Genomic DNA, 21,185 nt, shown 5'->3' with positions numbered 1-21,185 from the left:
TCTTTTCTTCCTCCCTATTTTACAGTTTCTTTTGCTATTTTATAAATATATGATGAGTACTTAACTGCTGAATACCATATAGCAAGTTCAGGATTGTATTTTGATTTAAAATGCCGCAATCTTGGATCATCGCCGCCATCCATTTCCTCGTAATATCTGTATCCATTATTACATGCCCATTTTATAGCTTCCCACTGTGCCAGGTCGTTAGGAGATATTCCTTTTAGATCTGATTTTGGCACGCCCACCCACAGGTACATGATATCCCTGTAGCACAGAGAGATCATACCTCCTACTTTCTCTCCTTTGTATGTAGCAATAAAAATCTTCAGGTTGTCTGGATAAAATGTATCATATAATTCTGATAGATATCTACTATGGTCTGATGGCTTAAAACCCTGCCTCTCAAATCTCCTGTACAGGGAGGAGCGTATAAATCTTAAATCCTCTTTATTCCCTTCTTCTACCCTGACACCCTCTCTAATCGCCCGGTTAATATCTACTCTGAGCTTTCTATCAAACTGCTCCCATACACGATCTACGCCACCGGTAAGATTAATACGATAGGTGTATAGTGGTTCTACCTGGTATCCGCCCCATATAAAAGGTCTTGAATCAAACAGGCCAGGGGAGGAGCGAATCCTGACATACTTGCATTTGAGTTTCATGAAGAGAAATCTATCGATCTCTTCCTGAAGCTGCATAAAAGTACTCTCTTTTTTATTCTGCTTCAAGTTATCATAATCCATGATAACCGGCCCCAGGTACAGGAGATATGCCTTAGGAAGAGGTGAGAAGGCAATATTAAAAAATCCTTTTTTTTGTATAAATACTGGATAGATTCCGACCAGGTTTTCGCCCCTGTAGGCCATTAGAGGATAAAGGACACTGCTGGTATGGTTTTGTACGATCTTAAGCCATTCCCATGTATGAAATAATGTTCCATGCGATGATGATGCTACTGCACTATTCCATTTCTCTACATCCGACTCACCGGCTACCTTTATCTCCAGGGTCATATCTTGTTCACCCACCTCTTTACACTAACGTTTTTTCTAACAATATCAGTAATTAGCTTTGATATAGAGGAAGAATATCGCTCTGCCAAAAAAGTAACTACCAGGTCTGGATTGAATTTTGAATTAGAGCTATAAAGCCTTCTATCGCCTGCGGTTCCTGTTATCCTGTAATACTTGAAGCCATTATCATATGCCCATTTAATACATTCCCAGTCTAATAAATCGTTAGCGTGCTCAACTGCCTTAACATTACCTATCCATGCAGCGGCTGAATGTTTAAAATAAACATCAATTGAACCGCTAATAACATTCCCCTCATGCTCTACCACAAACACCCTGAGATTGTAGGGGTAGAGTGCATCGTACATCTCAAGCAGATAGTCTTTTGGGACGTGGACTTTCCTTCCCTGCTCGGCATATCGTTCCACCAGCAGCTCATAGACACGCAGCATATCCTCTCTATTGCCCTCCCTTACAGAGATACCACGCCTCTGCGCTCTTTTTATATCCTGTTTTGTGTTTTTTCTGATATTCGACCATATTTTATCTAACTCATCATTCAGGCAGAAGATGTAATTGTATGTCGGTTCAACATCGTATCCTCCCCACTTGTAGCAGCGTGAGTCCTGCAAAGACGCAGAACTTAAGACAAGGTAATCCGGATTTATGCTGGAGAATATAAATTCATCAACACTCTTTTGGAATTCTATAGTAATTGATTCTCTTTTATGCTGCTTTAATCCATCATAACCCGCTAATACAGGTCCAAGCCTGGGGATGGCTACATGGGGCGGGGGGGAAAATAGAAGCTTCATCCACAGTTTTTTCTGGTAAAAGAGGGGAATGCACCCTACAGGTTCAATGCCCCTTTGTACTATTACAGGGTACAGCTTTGTTTTAGAATATTTCTCTAATATCTTCAGGCACTTCCATGTATGGAATACAGTGCCATGGGGTGAAGATTCCACTATCCTATCCCACAGTTCAGCATCGCTATCATCAGCGATTCTCGACTCAATTTCCATGGTTCCACTCCGTGAATTCTATCTCTACACACTCATTATTTCTAAGACTATCTGTTCGGATTGAAAATAGATCCCCATTTGTCCCGGTAACCCTGGCATTGGAGATTTTCTTAACAATCATCTTTTCAGGTGGATAAACATTCAGGAAATGGTTTTTCTCCTTTGGATAAGGGATTATTCTCAGGCATGTACCTTCATAATCCCACTCAAAGCTTGTTTTTTCTCTCCATATCCACCATCTGGAGATCTCCCTGGCGCTTGTAACCCAGGCATTCTTTTTCTTGCAGTACTCTATCATTTTCTCATAATGAGCACTCCATCCCGGGAATTCATAATCATTAAATACTGAGTGGTGCCACAGCAATGTGCCTACACCCCCGGACCTCTCCACTTCTCCTAGAACCTTTAATCCCTCTACACATGGGTTTTTGTACCTGTAAAAAGGAAGATCCTCGATCACAAGAGGGATCTCAAGGATAGAAAGAGCGCGGTCCTCATGTGCGTAAAAAGGCCTGAACGGAAAGCATGTGCCCCATCTAAAGCCAATACAGTTATTGAAGCCCAGGGTAGTATCATACTCAAGCCCTGCCCTCTCCTGATGCAGCCATGTCTGGGGGATGCTAAGATTAAGGTTGTGCTGCCTGATGCCATGGACCTCACTACCAAGTGCACCCTCCAGTGCTTCTTTTTCTTTTTGTATTTTCTCAAAGTCGTTATGTGAATAAAAAGAACCATGCAGACCAACATCCCATCCCTTTGAATGCAGTTCCTTTATCATACTTGCAACTTTCGGGTCATTAAAACTGTATCTTCTGCCGGAGTGCCTCCAGGTTTTTTTATCAAGCAGTTTTACTTTCCCTGTTTCATTAAGAAAGAAAAAAGAGGATCTGACACCAAGCTTACTCTCCAGTTCCATTATCCTCTCAAAAGTCCAGTACGGTTCTTTTCCCCTGATCTTATGTATAAATGAGGATGACTGGTTATAGATACCCCTCAGGTCATATCTGGCGGCAAATCTGAGAGGATAGGTTATCCATTGGTACAATTTTTTTATCTCATCAACATCATGTGTCAGACAGACTGCAAATCTCTTCCCGTCTGGCCAGAATGCCTTGTGTACAAGGGGCAGGTTTGACCTCTTATGGGCATTGAGCAATGAATTAAATAAAATTTCACCATAGTAATCGGCAAATGGAATGTTTACTATCCCATTCTTTTCTCCTCCTATATGCATCCATATTTTCTCAAGGTATCCCGACAGGCTGTAGCCTATATGCCCGAATATATCCAGGCCTATGATGATATCCTCGCCCGCAGTAACAGCACATGGGTATTTTCTATTACCCCCTGAGTATGTTAGCAGTGCATCCCCTTCATCAGCCAGGTCAAGAGGAGCTCTAAACACAGGTAATCTCTCATTCCCCAGTTCAATCCAGCCGGTTATATTTTTAAGACTGATTCTATTATGATTAAAAGAAACAAACCGTATCTGTGATCTTTGATCTGTGCTTGTAAGATCAATACCGTATTTTATAAGGAAACTTCTCAGGCCATACAGAGAGTACCTGTCTTTTGCAAAATTAATTGTTATGCTCATATCGGATCTCAAATTCTCAGCGGTACTCTGGATATGATAAATTTTCGCTTCCCGGACCTTCCCGATAATGGAATCTCATCAACGAATTCTATATTCACTTCTACATCACCCCCAACTTTGCTCTGGATTTTGTTCTTTATATTATGTAGATCATCTGCTGTAAATCTATCATTTTTAATAATTTTTACAATTATTCTATCTATTCTTTCCTGGATTATCTGAAACTGGTCTACTCCCTCAATGCTTTTAAATAGAACCGTAAAGAACTGTACTACTATAAAACCACCTGCAGGAGTTATTATTATATCCGTATCCCTGCCCTCAATTGATTTCATAAGGGATAGTCCTCTACCGCAGTTGCACAGCTCCTCAGAGGATTTTCCAAGGTCGTTTATATCGTACCTGATAAACGGCATAGCATAGTTATTGAGATTTGTAAAAACAATCTTGCCGATCTCATCCGGTGCTACTCTTTCTCCCTCTCTGATAAATTCTACAACCGCATCTTCATCGCAGATATGGTATTCATTATGGTTCTCGCACTGAAAAGAGATCGGGGTTCCTTCTCCACCATACCCATCAAAGATCTTACAATTGAACTGCCTTTCTATAGCCTCCCTGTAATGTGGAAATAACATATCCCCGGTGGTCGCAATATTAGCTCCTGTATAGTATATATATAGATTCTCCATAAGTTTCGATATAGTATATAGATACGATGCGTATCCTCTGATGATCTTAGGGCTACATTTTTTTATTCTGCTTAATTCCTGACCCAGGTTATTCTCAGTAATTCCTGAAGCATAAACATAACAGGTATTTAGTAATCTGTCCTGGATCTTTTTACTGGCTGCTGTTCTTGAGTTCAGGCTTATCTTTACATACGGATCGCCTATATTATACCCGGCCCATGTCCAGCAGCGATATGTCTGCGCCCATCCGGAGGAATATGCTCCTTTATCAAGATAATACCTCATGGGTTCGCCTGTTGAGCCACTGCTGTGAAATTCTATAATCCTTGACTTATTAATATTCCTTGCAACAAGCTCTGGCAGGTTCTTACGTATTATATCCTTTGTCAGAATGGGTAATTTTTCTAAATCATCCTTATTCTTTATATCCTCAGGACGGATATTTCTCTCTTTAAACATTTTATGATAATATGGAACATTGGTATATGCATGATTGATCAGCACCCTGAGTTTTTTGTTCTGCAATTCTTCAAGTCCTTCTCTTGACCACCACTGTGTTTTGCAAAGCAATGAAAGATACTGCTGTGTATTTGTACCATAACACAGCTCCATTACCGGGAATAATAGATTTCTAAAAATTTTGCTGTACACTCCCCCTCCTGTACTCATAAAAACTCCCAGGGTATCCTTCAATAAAATCGGTCATCCAGGCGGTTACATCTATCTTATCCTTTAACAGCCTCTCCCTCTTACGTCCCCACTCTGGTTTTGAATTTTTATCCTCAAGTATCTCCCCTGCTCTCTTGAGGGCAGAAGCAGTATCTGGATAGAAATAAAGTAGATCGTACTTATCTCTCAGTTCAAGGAAGTTGCCGCTCGATTCGCCTGTAGCCCTGCCTTTTGAATCAGCCTCTATGTGGATTGCCGGTGTCCCGAGCATGGCTGCTTCGACTGCTGTAGTACCTCCTTCTCCTATGTAGAGCTGCGCAAAAGCAAGCAGGGAATGAAGCTTCTCAGGAGGGATTTTAAGGGCAAACCTCTCAAGCTTTTTATCGAGTGCTCTCTCAGAGCTTACAATAACGCGGCCAGATTTCTCCAGTTCTCTTATAAATTCTTCCTCTTTTTTAATCCCTTTCAGACCTATATCATGGTTGGCTCTCCAGGATATAAGCCGCATGATTGTGAATTTCTCGTTTTTGGATATACCAAGAGAATCAAGAACTGAAACATCAGGTTTAAAATATGCAGGATGTAGATAGGCAATTTCCTTGTACCCATTATATTTTACATGTTTATCAGAATCAAGTATCTCTCTAAAGCATGCAGGCGTGCATATAGTACTGGCAAAAGGATACGTCAGTGCGCTCGCTATTTTAACATTCTCTGTATCCGTGAAAATTAAACTCTTTGCACCTGTAAGTTTAGCGACCTGGGCAGCATAGGGGTTATGTACTCCTATAAGAAGCTGGGGCTTGAAGCTTTTAATGGTTTTATAAAGCTTATAATCTATCACAGGCATTCCCAGGGCTTTTTTCAGTATGCTATCATAGTTCTCACCAATATTGGTGTATTCAAGCCTGTATAAACTCAGCAGCATAAGAGCTACTTCTTTATTTCTGGCTGTGATCTTTACATCATGTCCCCTGTTCTCAAGATTCCTTATTGTATTCCTGAAAAAGTGCACATGGGCAGGATGGCCTATATCAATTACCACTCTCACGACTAACTCCACTCTTACAATTAACTCCACTCTTACAACCAATTAACGCATAAATCCTTTATTAACTTTTCTATATGCAGGAGGGTTGTGCATAAGTTGACATGACTTTACGTATAAATCCATTTCATCTTATGACCCATCTAATAACTTCAAATGCCTCGGCGTACTCCTCTTCTATTTGCGTTCCCCTTGTTTGAGCAAGCCCTTTAATGAAATCCTCATAAAAATAGCCTTTATCCTTCTGGGTCTCATAACAATTCAATGCTTCTATCTTCTTTAATATATGTATTTTCTTTAAGGGGATAAATGCCATTGTATTAAAGGTTATATTGTTCCAGGGTTGTTCATAGCCCAGTATGGTACATTTCTTAAAAGCACGCAGGGTCTCTTCTCTGACAATCTTGTGATCCTGGTGGGTATCATAGGAGGACGGGGCGAGAACAATATCCGGGTTGATTTCCTTTCTTATTTCTATAAGCGCATCTAAGATATTCTGCCTGAGACGCGGGAATTCCCTGACCTCAAAACCATAAAGAAGCAAATTCTCTATTCCAAGCACTTTTGTAGCCTTCCTGACCTCATGCATGAGTATATCGATAGGGCACCCGGCCGGTACTGATTTTTCACACGTTGAGAGTGCCACGTAATACACTTCTTTTCCTTCATCAACAAATCTGGCGATACTGCCCCCACAACCTAACTCACCATCGTCTGTGTGCGGGCTGAGAATTAAAATGGTTCCTACCATTCCTACCTTACCCCCGTTAATGCTTTTATAATAATACCGCATCTGTAATAAGCCTATCTAAAATACAGTTCGGTATTTCTGGACCATGAGTTGCAGCAGGATTGAATATAAAGCAATATTAAATATATCCAATATTATCTTGATAATGATATAATTTCTGCCTTTGGAAATCGCTAAATTTATATAGTCACAGGTAGTAGTACCTAATGCTCTTGGCGAGTGGGTAGGCCTTGAGCGAAAATTAAAGGAGTGGTTAATATTAGGAACAAAATTGTAGCTGTGGCTACGCTTTTTGCTGTGATGATAGCCATTACGGGAATAGCGGCGGCTCAGAATGAGATCAGAGTGGAACCTGGCGTGATAACTATCGACGCAGGTGGAACGGCAACACAGGAAGTAACTGTAACTGCAGAAGATGGTAATATAACATCACTTAAAGTCAGTGGCGTTGGATTTAAAATAACAGATAAGTTCGATGTATTTATTGATGGGGAAGAAAGGACATCAATCTCAGGAGATTTCACCTCTCCTAAGACATTTACTGTTACCCTTGTTAATGGTAAAGGTGGATCAGATGAAGACCTCACCATCAATTATGCAGCAAAATTCACTCACGGTGATCCTATAACTAAGAAAGCAAAGATACAGAATGACATCAAAATAAGACCGACACCAACACCAACACCAGTAGTTACTCCAACACCAACGCCTCCTGTCAGCGTCCCTGAATTCCCGACAGTAGCTCTGCCGATCGCAGCAATAATGGGACTGGTATTCCTCTTCCAGTACAGAAAAGGGAGAAACAGCTAACAGAGATTGAGAAAAGATAGCCAGACTTTCCTGGCTACTCTTTTATTGCAGTAAAAAGAGGATGTATATTGGAGATAATTGAAGTTAAATGTGAGAATTGCAACAGGAAGATCTATATTCAAGAGGATTATATCAGGGAAAAGATGTTCTGTACACTTGGATGCATGGACTCGTATACGGGAGAGCCGTCCTTGAAATGCAGAACACTTAACTGATATTTCTCTTTTTCCTTTATTTTGTCAAATAAATCTATATATGTAATCCACCATTATTAGCCTGGTGAGTGTTTGAGGTTTATTTATATTTATAATCAGGGTGAGAGTATTTGAAGTATATCTACTGGCTTTTTATTGAGATAGCGGTTGTATTTCTGCTTCCTTTTTTAATTATGCTTATCACTATGCCGTACCTTATACGGAAGCTCAAAGAAAAGGGTTTTGTGGCAAAGGATTACCATAAGAAGGGTGAGAAGATGGTACCTACAGGTGGGGGGATTGCCATCATGCTTGCTGCTCTTTTCTCTCTGTCCATAAATTCACTGTTCTATAAATTCGATGCCATCAATTATGTGATACTAAGTGTGATTATGCTGTTTGGTCTGTTCGGCATCCTCGATGATATGATAGATATCGGAAGGACAGTAAAGCTTATCCTTGTGTATTATAGCTCATATCCATTAATACAGTATGCAACACATTCAGGAGTGATATCTCCTTTTTTTGGCCAGGTCGATTTTGCAAATTTCTACAGTCAATTTATCGTGCCTACTTACGTACTGGTAACTGCTAATCTCGTGAATATGCATTCAGGCTTCAATGGAATGTCATCAGGACTTTCGCTCATAGTTCTTATCTCACTGCTCATTAAATCCCTGATAACGGGGTCTATTGAGGATATCAATAAGATTATGGCCATCTTTGCGATCACAGGTGCAACACTTGGTTTTCATCTATTCGAGCGCTACCCCTCCCGCGTGTTCTGGGGAAACATAGGATCATTGACCGTAGGTGCGGCGATTGGCGTAATGATAGTCATGCAGGGTTACATCATCAGCGGGTTTGTAATGCTTATTCCCCATACGGTCAATTTCTTGCTGTATGTGTACTGGCGCATCAAAAAATACCCACCTGCAAAATTTGGAAAGATAAGGGACGATGGCACACTCGAGGTCCCAAATCCCCTCACTCTTAAGTGGGTACTTCCATATTACATGAAGATGACAGAAAAACAGGCAACCTATGCTATGTATGCAGTTACAGCCGTGTTCTCTATTATAGGGATATTATTTATTGATGGATAAGGAGTTAATTATGGAACATAAAAGAACAGGGTATTTCAAAATATATGGGCAAAGTAACATTGGAAAGAACACCATACTTGGTGAAGGTGTGATTATTGGCTATCCAACAGCCAGTATTCTGCGGCAGGCAGCATCTGATGGGATAAGTATAGATGACATGGATTTTAGAGGTGCTGTTATAGGGGATAATGCGGTCATCAGGTCGAATTCTATTATTTATACTGATGTCGAGACTGGCAGTAACCTGCGTACCGGACACAATGTCCTGATCCGTGAAGAGACCATCACAGGGGATAATGTGCTTATCGGCACCAATACTATCATAGATGGACGCACAGTGATTGGAAACAACGTCAGCATACAGGGGAATGTGTACATACCATTGAACGTTGTAATTGAGGATAATGTTTTCATAGGGCCGTGCGCAGTGCTTACCAATGATAGATATCCTGTAAGGAGAAAATCAGATCTGATAGGCCCGATACTGAGAAGTGGTACATCTGTTGGGGCAAATGCCACTTTACTGCCTGGAGTTGAGATCGGTGAGGGCGCTATGGTGGCTGCAGGCGCACTTGTGACAAAGGATGTGCCGCCATGGAAATTAGCGATAGGTTTCCCGGCCGTAATAAAGGATCTGACCGAAGAACTAAGAACTGTTAATACCATCTGAATAATTATGATTCCTATAGCAAAGCCTTTTATTGGTGAAGAAGAGATCGATGCTGTTACCGGGGCGCTCAGGTCCGGTAATATTGCTGAAGGTCAGAAAGTAAAAGATTTTGAGTCTGCTTTTGCTGAGTATGCGGGCACATCATATGCGGTTGCAGTTAGCTCAGGAACTGCCGCGCTTCATGTTGCATTACTTGCGCATAATATCGGGACCGGGGATGAGGTTATAACTACTCCCTTTACTTTCGTTGCATCATCCAACTCGATTTTATTCACCGGCGCAAGGCCGGTTTTTGCTGATATCGAGGAGAACACATACAATATAGATCCTGAGAGCATTGTTGAGAAAATAACCCCGAAGACAAAGGCAATTGTTCCTGTTCATCTGTACGGGCAGGCTGCAGATATGAGGAGAATACTTGAGATCGCGCAGGATAATAACCTGCTTGTGATAGAAGATGCATGCCAGGCGCACGGGGCTACATATGATAATAAAATGACGGGCTCATTCGGCACAGGCGCATTCAGTTTCTATCCAACCAAGAACATGACCACAGGAGAAGGGGGCATGATCACAACAGATGATAAGAGCGCAGCAGAATGCGCACGAATGATCAGATCACACGGCTCAAAGCAGAGGTATTTCCATGAGATGCTGGGGTACAACCTGCGCATGACCGATATGGCTGCTGCTCTGGGACTGGTTCAGCTAAGGAGACTTGATGGTTTCAATCAGACCAGGATCAATAATGCGGAGTACCTGAGCAGCAGGTTAAATAAAATCAAAGGAATAAAGATTCCCTGTATATCAGGGCACTGCAGGCATGTATTCCACCAGTACACTGTGAGGTTAAACAGCGAATCTATCTTAAGGGATGATGCTGCATCCCTCTTAAGCAACAGAGGAATAGGAACAGGGATATATTATCCCCTGCCGATACATAAACAGCCCTTCTATAAGCAGATAGGATACAACGACTCTCTGCCAGTATCCGAGAGAGCAGCGTCCGAGGTCATATCCCTGCCGGTTCATCCTTCTGTAAGTAAGAGTGATCTGGATACGATCTCTGAGGCATTGAGGGAGATATTATCTGGCTGTTGAACGTTGATTTTGGCTACTGTAACTTGAGGATAACAGAATTTTGATCTACATCCTGATTATCAGTTTTCTTTAAATGCTTTTTGCCAATTTTCCCATGTTTTTGATTCTTTTTCAAAACCTTCGCTAGTTTCAGTTGTAATTTTAACTGGATTAGCTCTTCATCAAGCATGAGAATATACTCATAATAGTTCTTCTTACCAGAATTAGACAATGCAATATACTGTCTGGATATTTTTTCCTCTTTGCTTTTCTCTCGATCCATCTCGTTGAACCTGTTGAAAAGCCGCTCTCTCTCGATCATATCCTTCACATCATCATCGTTTATATCGAGTTTTTTTGCTTTCATATAGTAGATGAAATTCTCAATATCCAGCTGAGTATATGATGTAGATCTACGAATGAAATACTTGATCTCATTATTTATTACACAGTAATTCAATGCCGAAATGATCTTTTCTTTTGAAAGTTGCTTAAACGTTTCGATAAGTTGTTTTTTGTCCTGCTTATGGCCGCACAAGATTAAATAATCTACGATATCATCAATATCTGATTCGGCCGGGATACCTTTTGTTTCAAAAAAATAATCCAGTGCATCTTTGATTTTAGGCTCAAAGGATCTATCATCCTCTCTTTTAGGCAACTCATTGTAGATCTCTTTGGTCTCACTGCTTCCGTTTCCTCTAACAATTCCGCCTTTATTATCGATAAGTACCATGAGCTTTTCATCGCAAAGCGCAATGGGATTATTCAATTTATGATCCTCAAGATCTTCAGATAGCAATATATCAGATAATCCTGGCTCATGGTTAATGATATGACTGATCTCTTGTTTTTGTATTGATTTGATGATATCTTTTTTATCATTATGGGTTTTAATAAGGTCCAGTAATTGATTAATCTCGGGTTTTTCCTCTGAATTCCGGGGTTCCTGGAATTTACGGAAGAGTCTTTCTTTTTTAATCTGTTGCAGCAGTTCATCTTCTCTGAACTTAAGTTTTAATAAGCGAATATAATGGATAAAATCATCAATATCATTCTGTGCTGGTTGCGGGTAGTTTGTAAGGAATCGGTTTATTGCCTCTTTTATTCTATTTATGTTGATTGCATTCTTGATATAAATTTTAATTTTTCTAATAAGATCTTTTTCAACCTCTTTAGTATTGTCGCCGTATTTCAATGCTAAATATTTAGCATAATCGGTAGTATCATCTTCAGTTGAAAGAGTCTTTTTCATCAAAAAAGTGTTTATCTCTCTGTCCATTTCGCTGATTATAGAAACCTCAGGTGGCTTTTGTTCTCCAGTTATCTCCGTTGCTTTAGCCCTTAGAGCATCACATATATCAACTGCTTTATTTTTCCCTGCAAGCACACTGGTGTAGAGTCCGATTAGACAAATAAATTCTTTAAAATCTCTGATGCTCGATGCATCATTTAAATTCTTCTTTGATTTTACTTTATTTATGATTTTATTGGAATACTCTCCGAAATTAACTTCCAGTATCTGGGTGCAGTATTTTATGAACTCATCAGCTATAGGCATATGCAAATCATATCTTTATTATTATTCTACTATAAAAACCTATCAGAATAATGATTATCATCTTCCAGATGCAGGTCGCTGTTTATTGAACTGCAATTACTTCAACACATTGCTTGCTGCCTCGACTCCAGTTCCCATCTTCTTGACGACATCGTTCTTATGAAGCACAAGCTCCACTGTCTGTATGGTACTCAGGATATCAAGCTTACTTATATTACCCATGCTTCCGATCCTGAATATCTTGCCCTCAAGAGGTCCCTGGCCGCCTGAAACCTGGATTCCCAGATCTTTTATCCCGCCCCTGAGTTTCTTGTCATCAATGCCTGTGGGTATCTTCATGGCAGTGACCGTATTTGAGTATCTGCTGTACTCATTTAACTGCGGGAACATCTCCACATCCATCGCATCTGCTGCAGCGCGTATGGCTTCTGCAAACCTGGCATGCCGCTTGATACGGGCTTCAAGCCCCTCCTCTTTTATGATGCGCAGTGCTTCGTGCAGCGCGAAGAACAGCGGCACCGCAGGCGTATATGGTGTCTGGGCAATTTCTTTGCTTGCTGATTTCCTGTATGCCTTAAGATCCATGTAGTAAGGAGGTCTCTCGACAATGGAGTCCCATGCTTTTTTACTCACCGAGATCGCAGATAATCCTGGTGGGGCGCCGATGCATTTCTGGGAGCCCACCACAGCCAGATCCACACCCCATTTATCCACAAGTACCTCATCCCCGCCTATGGTCGTAACGCCATCCATTATGAACAGGGCGCCGTACTTTTTTGCAAGCGCTCCTACCTCTTTTGCCGGGTTCTTTATACCCACTGAGGTATCATTATGCACAAGAGTAACAGCTTTTGCTCCCGCGTCCAGGGCATCTTCCACTCGATCCAGTTCTATTGATTCACCTTTTGTCCAGTCGAATTTAACAGATCTTACTTTACCATAGCGCTCCCCTATCTCCCTGAAGCGCTCCCCGAACTTTCCGTTCTCTATGGTCACAAGCGTATCATTTTCTCCGATAACGTTGCCAACCGCTGCTTCCATGGCGCAACTGCCTGAACCGCTTATGATAAAAATATCATTTTTTGTAGCAAAAAGCTCAGAAAGTATATGTCTGCATTCACTATACATATCTCCGAATTCTTTTCCCCTGTGCCCGATTATCGGCTTTGACATAGCACGAAGTATCCTCGGGGCTACAGGCACGGGGCCGGGTATCATCAGTAAAGTGTTTTCAAGATTCATATGGGAGTTCTCCTGATTTTCTCTCTCATCTTTCGCATAATACAACTAACTTGCATGTATATCTTTTGTCATCTCCCTCCAATACCACAAGTAATATAAATCCCAATAACAATCAATCAGACGATGAAGGTATACAGGTCATACGAGGATTTACCCAAGATCAGGCTACCACTGGGACAGGAGGTATTTATAAGCGACAGCACAATCCGGGACGGCTCACAGATGCCCGGAATAGTGATGAAAAAAAAGCATAAGATCCAGATTTATGAGTATCTCCACAAGATCGGGATTGAAAAGCTTGAGACATTCGTGTACAATGAACGTGATAGGGAAGCCGTCAGAGAAATGCTTGACAGGGGTTATGAGTTCCCTGAGGTTACAGGATGGGCGCGGGCAAATCCAAAAGATATTGATTTCGTGCTCGGAATGGACGGGATAAAAGAAACAGGCATACTGATGTCTGTCTCGGACTCACATGTCATCGACAAGATGGGATTGACAGGACGTGATGAGGCTGAGAGGAAGTATACTGATGCATTGCAGTACGCAGTGGATCACGGGCTTCGTACCAGGGCGCATATCGAGGATATGACCCGCGCGGATAATGAAGGTTTTGTCTTCCCGCTTGTTGAGAAGTTACTTGAGATCGACCCTGATTGTACAATACGCCTGTGCGATACCCTGGGCTACGGCCTGCCGTTCCCTGATGTCGATGAGCCGTACGGCATACCCTATATTGTGCGCAGGCTAAAGAATACAGGGGCAAGAAATATAGAGACCCATATCCATGATGATTTCGGGATGTCGATCGCGTGCTCCATTGCAGGATACTGGTATGGAGCTAACTGGTCAAGCCTGACATTCTTAGGAGTAGGTGAGCGGGCCGGGAACGCTGAGCTTGAGAAGGTTGCAGTATTCCTGATACAGCGTGTAGAAGGATTCCAGAAATATAATCTGCAATCAGTCACAGAGTTTGCTGGGTTTATGGAAAAGGAGATAGGAATAAGGGTGCCGCGCAATAAATCGGTTGTTGGAAAAAATATCTTTGCTCATGAGAGCGGCATACATACAGCAGGGATAATTAAGAATCCTTTCACCTATGAGCCCTATCCGCCTGAACTTGTAGGAGGAAAGAGACAGTTATTGATAGGCGATTCCTCAGGGCTTGAGGTAATACGCTTTAAGGTGGAGGAAACGCTGAACGAATTGATGAATATAGCTATAAAAGTTGATAAAAGCGATCTGCGCATTAAGGCTATCCAGGCCGAGATCCAGAAACTGTATAATCAGGAGAAGCGTGTCTCCAGCATATCAGATGAAGAACTCAAGAAATATGTCGAGAAATATTTCATGCTTCAGCCGATTATCGATGAACACAGTGCTGATGAAATAAATCAGCTTGAAAATGATAAAGGGGAAAATAATCCCGGTTAATTATGGAAAACGAAAATAAAACTATTGAACCTGAGAAAGATGCAGTCCTTGCCAAGCTTGAGCGCATGCTTGCGTCCATGCCTGAGAACTCAAGACAGCCGATACTTAATTTAATCAACAAAAGAAAAGTAGAGCTGGGGCTTTTGAAATCCGAACTGCCGCATGCAGGTTATAAATTAAAAAAAGCGCATGAAAAACGCAAACCAATCTCAAAAGAAAGAAAAGATTCTCTGCAGAAGATTGCCATGACGGTTGGTACTGTCAAAGAAACAGAGAGAGTAATACCCTCAGACATTGATATTAAAAACGAATCTCTTAAAAAAGACAGAAAGATCATAGAAGAGGTTGATTCTTATAAATATTGATCTACTATAAGAAGCATCTGGCATAATGTTTTAGTTACTTCCCGCCATATAGCAAAACATCCATCCTCTTCATGTCAACAGATAAGATCATTATAAAAGGCGCACGCGCTCATAACCTGAAGAACATCGATCTTGAGCTTCCAAGGAACAAGCTGATTGTTATAACAGGGCTCTCAGGCTCAGGGAAATCCTCACTCGCATTTGATACACTCTATGCTGAAGGCCAGCGCAGGTATGTTGAGTCATTATCAGCGTATGCCCGCCAGTTCCTCGGCCAGATGGATAAGCCTGATGTGGAGTATATTGAGGGTCTGTCGCCTGCTATCTCTATTGAGCAGAAATCCACTAGCAAGAACCCGCGTTCCACTGTGGGCACGGTCACTGAGATATATGATTACCTGCGCCTGCTGTATGCCAGGATAGGAAAGCAGCACTGTCCGAGCTGCAAAAGTGAGATAGCCCCGCAGACGGTGGAACAGATAGTACAAAGGCTCATGGCTTTGCCCTCAGGCACGAAGATCCATGTACTGGCCCCGCTTGCAAGGCAGAGGAAAGGGGAGTACAAGCAGATGTTTGAGGCGCTTGCTCAGTCAGGGTTCAGCAGGGTACGTGTGGACGGCAGGATGTATGCGCTATCAGAGGAGATCAATCTTAACAAGCAGCAGAAGCATGATATCGATGTCGTTGTAGATCGCCTGGTAATAAAACAGGGAATAGAGGAGAGGCTTGCAGATTCGGTCGCCACAGCGCTCAGGGAGGGCAGCGGTATCCTTGTAGTTGATATCCCTGAGAGCAAAGAGCTTCTGTTCAGCGAGCATGCTGCCTGCGCAAGATGCGGGATAAGTTTTGAGCCGCTTGAGCCAAATATGTTCTCGTTCAACAGTCCCAGGGGCGCATGTCCTTCATGCCAGGGGCTAGGAAGTACAATGGAGTTCGACCCTGATCTGATAATCCCTGATAAAAGCAGATCGATCAGCCAGGGGGCTGTAGAGCCCTGGGGATATGAATACGGATATTACAGACAGATGCTTCAGTCAGTGGCAAATCATTATGGTTTCTCACTTGATACGCCCTTCTCTGATCTGAATCCTGAGCATGTGCAGGTAATACTGCACGGAGGGAGTGAGCAGATCCATTTCAGGTATGTGCCGCGCGATCGCGACGGGTTCTGGGAGCACTGGAGCAGTTTTGAAGGGGTAATACCCCATCTGGCAAGAAAACACCGGGAATCACAATCCGAAGAATCAAGAGAAAAGATCCAGCAGTACATGAGCATAAAACCCTGCACGGTCTGCAATGGCGAGCGCTTAAAACCATCCAGCCTTGCTGTCACGATAGAAGGTAGATCCATTATCTCTATATCCCGCCTGTCTGTGAGAGCGGCACGGGAATTTCTTGAGAATATCAATTTCACTGAAAAAGATGCCATCATATCAAAACCCATCTTCAAGGAGCTTAAGGCAAGACTTGGCTTCCTTATGGATGTGGGTCTTGATTACCTTACCCTGGACAGGGCAGCGGGCACACTTTCAGGGGGTGAGAGCCAGAGGATTCGCCTTGCCACGCAGATCGGCTCAAGCCTTGTCGGGGTTCTTTATATCCTTGATGAGCCCAGTATAGGTTTGCATCAACGGGATAACGGCAGGCTGATACGCATGCTCACCCAGCTTCGGGATCTTGGCAACACTGTGATTGTAGTGGAGCATGATGAGGAGATGATCCGCAGTGCTGACTTTATCGTGGATATGGGGCCTGGCGCAGGAGTGCACGGCGGCGAGATCGTGGTAACAGGAAGTCAGGAGGATGTTATCGGATGCGAGAGATCCCTGACAGGGAAATACCTCTGCCACAAAGCAGTGATACAGGTTCCTGATAAACGAAGAAAACCCGTAAGCGAGATCATGATCATAGGGGCAGGTGAGAATAACCTGAAGCAGATAGATGTCCACATACCGCTTGGAGTGATGACCTGTGTCACAGGTGTATCAGGCTCAGGAAAGAGTACACTGGTTAACGATATTCTCTACAAAGCCCTGGCACAGAAGTTCTACCATGCAAAAGAAAAACCGGGAAGACACAGGGGTATAATCGGGTCTGAGAAAATAGATAAGATCATAATAATAGACCAGTCCCCTATCGGAAGGACGCCGCGCTCAAACCCTGCCACGTACACAGGCGTTTTTACACCTGTAAGAGAGCTCTTTGCCAAGCTCCCCTCATCGCGGGCAAGAGGATACATGCCAGGGCGGTTCAGTTTTAATGTTAAAGGAGGAAGGTGCGAGGCATGCCAGGGAGACGGTATAATAACAATCGAGATGCATTTCCTCCCTGATGTGTATGTGCCGTGCGAGGTATGTCGCGGGAAGCGTTTTAACAGCGAGACGCTTGAGATCTTATATAAGGATAAAAATATCGCGCAGGTGCTGGATATGACAGTGGAAGAGGCGCTTGCGTTCTTTGAGAATATTCCCAGGATTAAGCGTCCGCTCCAGACGATCTTTGATATCGGGCTTGGGTATATCAGGCTCGGGCAGTCTGCTACCACTCTCTCAGGTGGAGAGGCACAGCGCATCAAGCTTGCGACAGAACTCACTAAAAGGAATACTGGCAGGACGCTCTATATCCTTGATGAGCCCACGACAGGACTGCACTTTGCCGATATACAGAAACTGCTTGATATGCTATCCCTGCTCGTGGATGCAGGCAACAGCGTCGTTGTCATAGAGCACAACCTCGATGTCATAAAGGTGGCAGACCATATAATAGACCTTGGCCCTGAAGGAGGGGATAACGGCGGGCGGATCATTGCAGAGGGGACGCCTGAAAAGGTAGCAAAGATAGAAGGCTCTTACACGGGTTACTACCTGAAAAAAATCCTTAATGCATAATCATTGAGCCTTGATGGAGATGGCCTTTATCTCAAACCCTTCAAACATCTTCCTCATTATGACATCCTGACATGAGCCAAATCCAGGGGTAGCAATTGTACTCCCGCTGAGGTCATCGAGAGATTTTATACCAGAATCTGCTCTCACTATGAGCGAAGAACCACCAGAATTAACTCCACTGATAATATTAACCCTGCCATTATTGTTTATCCTGTATCTTAAAATCGGTGTCATGCCGAGGATTGCTGCATCCACTTCACGGTGGTCAAAAGCATTAGTTATTGCAAGCCCATTACGGTAGCCGATGAACTGGATATTCTTGCCGGGGACAAGGCCCACCCTCTCAAAATACCCTTCTTTTTGTGCAACATACATCGCCAATTCATGCAAATTACCCTCTAAATATGCGAATCTGAGACTTCCGTTAACAGCACGTGGCACCCAGTCTGGATCATCATCCAGTCTTTTTCTGATCTCATTATAATATTTATCAAGGATTATACTTGATAGAAATTCATCCGGATTATTATAACCCATTGAAACTGGATTCTTTTTAAAAGTTCCGGCTTTATCCAGTATCTCGAAACCTTTTTTTGTCTCATTAGGATCTGGGAATTCTACATACATCGTATTATTGATCGCTGCCGATACTGTCGCCCTATCAAGTCCGGTATATTCTGATCCATATTTTAAGACTTTTTCCCTGTTTACAGGATCGTTGATGAACCCTGTACCTTTTACATGCGCCCAGATAATGGCTTTAATCATATCTTCATCTTTCAAATCCTCAGATACTGCCAGGACACATGATGGATGGTTATCCCATATATCTTTAGAATTCACCAGATACCGTCCATAGCCGTCGGCAACGGCTTTTGAATCATATGGTTCCCATGATATGAAACCCTTAATAGTCCCATTCTTCAGGTTTTCCGACATCTCATCTGCAGTCATTGAAACAACGTATATCGACTTTTGAGTTTGTGATTTTTCATAGAGAATAATCCCGGCCGATGATAATAGCAGTATTATTAATATATAAATATAAATTCTCATATTTTACCTGCCTTTTTTAATCTGAAACTAAAAGCACTGCCTTTTCCAGGTTCACTCTCCACATGTATTTCACTGCCGTGCGCTCTGATTATTCCGCTGGATATTGCTAATCCAAGCCCGAAGCCACCTGCTCTTCTTCTTGATGTGCCATCCACCTGGTAGAATTTTTCAAATATCTTTCCTAATTTTTCTTTCTCTATCCCGATACCCGTATCTTTCATTCTAACCTCTACACTATCCACACAATCCTTCGCCGACAGAAGGATACTTCCACCACCCGGGGTGAATTTCAATGCGTTTTCGAAGAAATTGTTTAAAGCAATAATAAGCTTTTCTCTATCAGCAAGTACTGGAGAGAGTTTTTCAGGAATATCTAAAGAAACTGTTATATTTTTTTTCAAAGCAAACTGATTGATATTCTCAAAAGCCATACTCGCTATTTCACTAATATCCACATGCTCTAATCGTAATTCCATCTTCCCGGCTTCGATCTTTGATATATCAAGGATATCATTTATCAACCGTGTCTGGCGATCGACGTTCCTTATTATTTTCTGCAGCAGCTCTTTCCTCAAAGCAGGATCTACATTATCCTCAGATTCAAGATACTCAGCTGATAACCTTATTAATAAAAGAGGCGTTTTGAGTTCATGGGAGACAAGAGAGATAAAATCGGATTTAAGTTCATCGAGTTTTTTTAATTCTTCATTTGCTGTAATAAGCTCTTTATTTTTTTCTTTCAGATCTTTATCTACTATTTCGATTTTGGCCTCAAGCTTTTTCCTGATACATAAAAGCTCAGTGGCGGTCGTGTTGAACATCTCTGTCAACCGGCCGATCTCATTGCTTGAGGATACAGGTATTGGTTTGAAGTTCCCTTTAACAAGACCCTGCGCTCCATCTTCAAGAGATCGTATAGGTTCTGTGAGTTTTCTTGAGATAATGACGACCAGAAAAACGACACCAATAATAGCAAAAGAAGATATACCCAACATCAGCCGCTCAAGAATCACAACTCCTGCATACGCCTCATCTATATTCTGCTCGACTATAAGCCCCCATCTGTAAAGCGGCAGCCAGTAATATGAGCCCAGCACTTTTTCACCTTTGTAACTGGTATACTCGTTTATCCCGTTCTTTTCATATGTCACTTCTTTTACTGCAAAATTATTATTTATGTTACCAGGCAGGATTATGGATCTGTTCTCATTAAAGATGATGTCCCCATCTTTATTAACTATAAATATCTCCCCGGATTTTCCGATATCAATATTCTCTATTATCCTGTACAGGTTCTCAATACTCACTCTTGCCGCCATTATTCCTGTGATTGTATCATTCTTTTTAATCGGGCTGGTGATTGTTATCTCAGAGGAACCTGTAATCTCGGAGAAAGAGACATCGGATACATACAGCTTCCCCTTATAGGCTTCGATAAAATAAAGTTCTTTATCTCTATTTCCTGTACTGTTTAAGGTCGAGAATATTATGTTCCCATCCAGGTCAAGCATAAAAAACTCTTTGTATACACCCTGGTATTCATATTCAAAGGTATTCAGGTACTCTTGAAGGTGCTCTTTTTCTGCATATACAACTATTCTGGACTGGGAAATCACACGAATATCATCCTTTCTTGCATCCATCCAGTTATCTATCGCATTACCGGTATTTTCTGTCGCGCCAAGCAGGTTGGCCATAACGGAGTCGCGGATAGCTTCTTTACTGTGCTCATAAGATGCGTAAACAACAGCAGATAGCGGTATTACTGATATAAGCAGGAAAAAGATAACAAGTTCGGATCGTATACTCACATATCTGCCCCCGTATTATATCTCTTGATTATCTAAGAATCAGATAAACATTATCCCTTCGTTGTGTATCTAAAAATTTTAATACGAAAAAATTATGTGATCGGGCAACTAAGAGCCTATCCGAAAAGTAGAAGAATTACAATGTAGGGTAATGTGGGGTAATGACA

The 21,185-nt window shown here is 42.1% G+C and carries 17 protein-coding genes; 7 read left to right on the top strand and 10 right to left on the bottom strand.

Translation table 11 applies throughout. The annotated features are described in order from the left end of the window. Window positions 1-14: 14 nt before the first annotated feature. The 6 genes from ANME2D_RS06120 to ANME2D_RS06095 all read right to left on the bottom strand — a co-directional run bounded on the left by ANME2D_RS06120 (window position 15) and on the right by ANME2D_RS06095 (window position 6,801). A complete protein-coding gene (locus ANME2D_RS06120; RefSeq protein ID WP_048089851.1) occupies window positions 15-1,019 on the bottom strand; it encodes a lipid II:glycine glycyltransferase FemX in 1,005 nt (334 codons plus the stop codon). Further along, a complete protein-coding gene (locus tag ANME2D_RS06115; protein ID WP_048089850.1) occupies window positions 1,016-2,044 on the bottom strand; it encodes a lipid II:glycine glycyltransferase FemX in 1,029 nt (342 codons plus the stop codon). Before ANME2D_RS06115 ends, ANME2D_RS06120 begins: the two co-directional genes overlap by 4 nt. Beyond that, complete coding sequence (locus tag ANME2D_RS06110; protein ID WP_048089849.1) at window positions 2,034-3,641, bottom strand: polysaccharide deacetylase family protein; 1,608 nt, start codon at window positions 3,639-3,641, stop codon at window positions 2,034-2,036. Before ANME2D_RS06110 ends, ANME2D_RS06115 begins: the two co-directional genes overlap by 11 nt. Before the next feature lie 8 nt (window positions 3,642-3,649). Further along, window positions 3,650-5,002 (bottom strand): phenylacetate--CoA ligase family protein, encoded by a 1,353-nt coding sequence (locus ANME2D_RS06105; RefSeq protein WP_157833985.1) that lies wholly within the window; start codon window positions 5,000-5,002, stop codon window positions 3,650-3,652. After that, window positions 4,965-6,095, bottom strand: coding sequence for a DUF354 domain-containing protein (locus tag ANME2D_RS06100; RefSeq protein WP_081810163.1), 1,131 nt, complete (start codon window positions 6,093-6,095; stop codon window positions 4,965-4,967). Before ANME2D_RS06100 ends, ANME2D_RS06105 begins: the two co-directional genes overlap by 38 nt. Before the next feature lie 82 nt (window positions 6,096-6,177). Beyond that, entirely contained in the window at window positions 6,178-6,801 is a 624-nt protein-coding gene (locus tag ANME2D_RS06095) for a PIG-L deacetylase family protein (RefSeq protein WP_048089846.1), read from the bottom strand. Between the two features lie 279 nt (window positions 6,802-7,080). Between ANME2D_RS06095 and ANME2D_RS06090 the strand changes: the two genes are divergently transcribed. From ANME2D_RS06090 to ANME2D_RS06075, 4 genes are all read left to right on the top strand, one after another. Further along, window positions 7,081-7,611 (top strand): PEF-CTERM sorting domain-containing protein, encoded by a 531-nt coding sequence (locus ANME2D_RS06090; protein ID WP_157833984.1) that lies wholly within the window; start codon window positions 7,081-7,083, stop codon window positions 7,609-7,611. 325 nt (window positions 7,612-7,936) lie between these two features. Continuing rightward, window positions 7,937-8,911 carry an MraY family glycosyltransferase gene (locus ANME2D_RS06085; protein WP_048089844.1) on the top strand — a complete coding sequence of 325 codons (975 nt, stop codon included), beginning with the start codon at window positions 7,937-7,939 and terminating at the stop codon, window positions 8,909-8,911. 10 nt (window positions 8,912-8,921) lie between these two features. Beyond that, the gene (locus tag ANME2D_RS06080; RefSeq protein ID WP_102044966.1) at window positions 8,922-9,581 is read left to right on the top strand and encodes an acyltransferase; all 660 of its coding nucleotides are present in this window, start codon (window positions 8,922-8,924) and stop codon (window positions 9,579-9,581) included. A gap of 6 nt (window positions 9,582-9,587) precedes the next feature. After that, window positions 9,588-10,682 (top strand): DegT/DnrJ/EryC1/StrS family aminotransferase, encoded by a 1,095-nt coding sequence (locus ANME2D_RS06075; protein WP_048089842.1) that lies wholly within the window; start codon window positions 9,588-9,590, stop codon window positions 10,680-10,682. 13 nt (window positions 10,683-10,695) lie between these two features. Here the strand turns inward: ANME2D_RS06075 and ANME2D_RS06070 are convergent, their stop codons facing one another. Next, a complete protein-coding gene (locus ANME2D_RS06070; RefSeq protein WP_157833983.1) occupies window positions 10,696-12,228 on the bottom strand; it encodes a hypothetical protein in 1,533 nt (510 codons plus the stop codon). Window positions 12,229-12,318: 90 nt separating this feature from the next. After that, window positions 12,319-13,464, bottom strand: coding sequence for a pyridoxal-phosphate-dependent aminotransferase family protein (locus ANME2D_RS06065; protein ID WP_048090011.1), 1,146 nt, complete (start codon window positions 13,462-13,464; stop codon window positions 12,319-12,321). A 123-nt stretch (window positions 13,465-13,587) separates the two neighbouring features. Between ANME2D_RS06065 and ANME2D_RS06060 the strand changes: the two genes are divergently transcribed. The 3 genes from ANME2D_RS06060 (at window position 13,588) to uvrA (ending at window position 18,151) form a co-directional block, all read left to right on the top strand. After that, entirely contained in the window at window positions 13,588-14,898 is a 1,311-nt protein-coding gene (locus tag ANME2D_RS06060) for a homocitrate synthase/isopropylmalate synthase family protein (protein WP_048089840.1), read from the top strand. A gap of 2 nt (window positions 14,899-14,900) precedes the next feature. Further along, a complete protein-coding gene (locus tag ANME2D_RS06055; protein ID WP_048089839.1) occupies window positions 14,901-15,263 on the top strand; it encodes a hypothetical protein in 363 nt (120 codons plus the stop codon). Window positions 15,264-15,334: 71 nt separating this feature from the next. Continuing rightward, the gene (gene uvrA / locus ANME2D_RS06050) at window positions 15,335-18,151 is read left to right on the top strand and encodes an excinuclease ABC subunit UvrA (protein WP_048089838.1); all 2,817 of its coding nucleotides are present in this window, start codon (window positions 15,335-15,337) and stop codon (window positions 18,149-18,151) included. On the opposite strand, the gene ANME2D_RS06045 is transcribed toward uvrA, so the two are convergent. Continuing rightward, entirely contained in the window at window positions 18,152-19,207 is a 1,056-nt protein-coding gene (locus ANME2D_RS06045) for an ABC transporter substrate-binding protein (protein ID WP_052368597.1), read from the bottom strand. It lies immediately after the preceding gene. Further along, window positions 19,204-21,018, bottom strand: a complete 1,815-nt coding sequence (locus ANME2D_RS16770) for a sensor histidine kinase (protein ID WP_052368596.1) — start codon at window positions 21,016-21,018, stop codon at window positions 19,204-19,206. Before ANME2D_RS16770 ends, ANME2D_RS06045 begins: the two co-directional genes overlap by 4 nt. Between the last annotated feature and the right edge of the window lie 167 nt (window positions 21,019-21,185).

The sequence above is a fragment of the Candidatus Methanoperedens nitratireducens genome, from assembly GCF_000685155.1.
GTDB classification, from domain to species: Archaea; Halobacteriota; Methanosarcinia; order Methanosarcinales; family Methanoperedenaceae; genus Methanoperedens; species Methanoperedens nitratireducens.
Note: the sequence above shows the minus strand (reverse complement) of the source record. Positions and strands in the feature narration are given on the sequence as shown.

Bases quoted from the DNA above. Each gene is read 5' to 3' on its own strand.
- ANME2D_RS06045 (WP_052368597.1), bottom strand. From the start codon at position 19,207: ATGAGAATTTATATTTATATATTAATAATACTGCTATTATCATCGGCC.
- ANME2D_RS06080 (WP_102044966.1), top strand. From the start codon at position 8,922: ATGGAACATAAAAGAACAGGGTATTTCAAAATATATGGGCAAAGTAAC.
- ANME2D_RS06095 (WP_048089846.1), bottom strand. From the start codon at position 6,801: ATGGTAGGAACCATTTTAATTCTCAGCCCGCACACAGACGATGGTGAG.
- uvrA (WP_048089838.1), top strand. From the start codon at position 15,335: ATGTCAACAGATAAGATCATTATAAAAGGCGCACGCGCTCATAACCTG.
- ANME2D_RS06105 (WP_157833985.1), bottom strand. From the start codon at position 5,002: ATGAGTACAGGAGGGGGAGTGTACAGCAAAATTTTTAGAAATCTATTA.
- ANME2D_RS06060 (WP_048089840.1), top strand. From the start codon at position 13,588: ATGAAGGTATACAGGTCATACGAGGATTTACCCAAGATCAGGCTACCA.
- ANME2D_RS06055 (WP_048089839.1), top strand. From the start codon at position 14,901: ATGGAAAACGAAAATAAAACTATTGAACCTGAGAAAGATGCAGTCCTT.
- ANME2D_RS06075 (WP_048089842.1), top strand. From the start codon at position 9,588: ATGATTCCTATAGCAAAGCCTTTTATTGGTGAAGAAGAGATCGATGCT.
- ANME2D_RS06065 (WP_048090011.1), bottom strand. From the start codon at position 13,464: ATGAATCTTGAAAACACTTTACTGATGATACCCGGCCCCGTGCCTGTA.
- ANME2D_RS06115 (WP_048089850.1), bottom strand. From the start codon at position 2,044: ATGGAAATTGAGTCGAGAATCGCTGATGATAGCGATGCTGAACTGTGG.
- ANME2D_RS06110 (WP_048089849.1), bottom strand. From the start codon at position 3,641: ATGAGCATAACAATTAATTTTGCAAAAGACAGGTACTCTCTGTATGGC.
- ANME2D_RS06120 (WP_048089851.1), bottom strand. From the start codon at position 1,019: ATGACCCTGGAGATAAAGGTAGCCGGTGAGTCGGATGTAGAGAAATGG.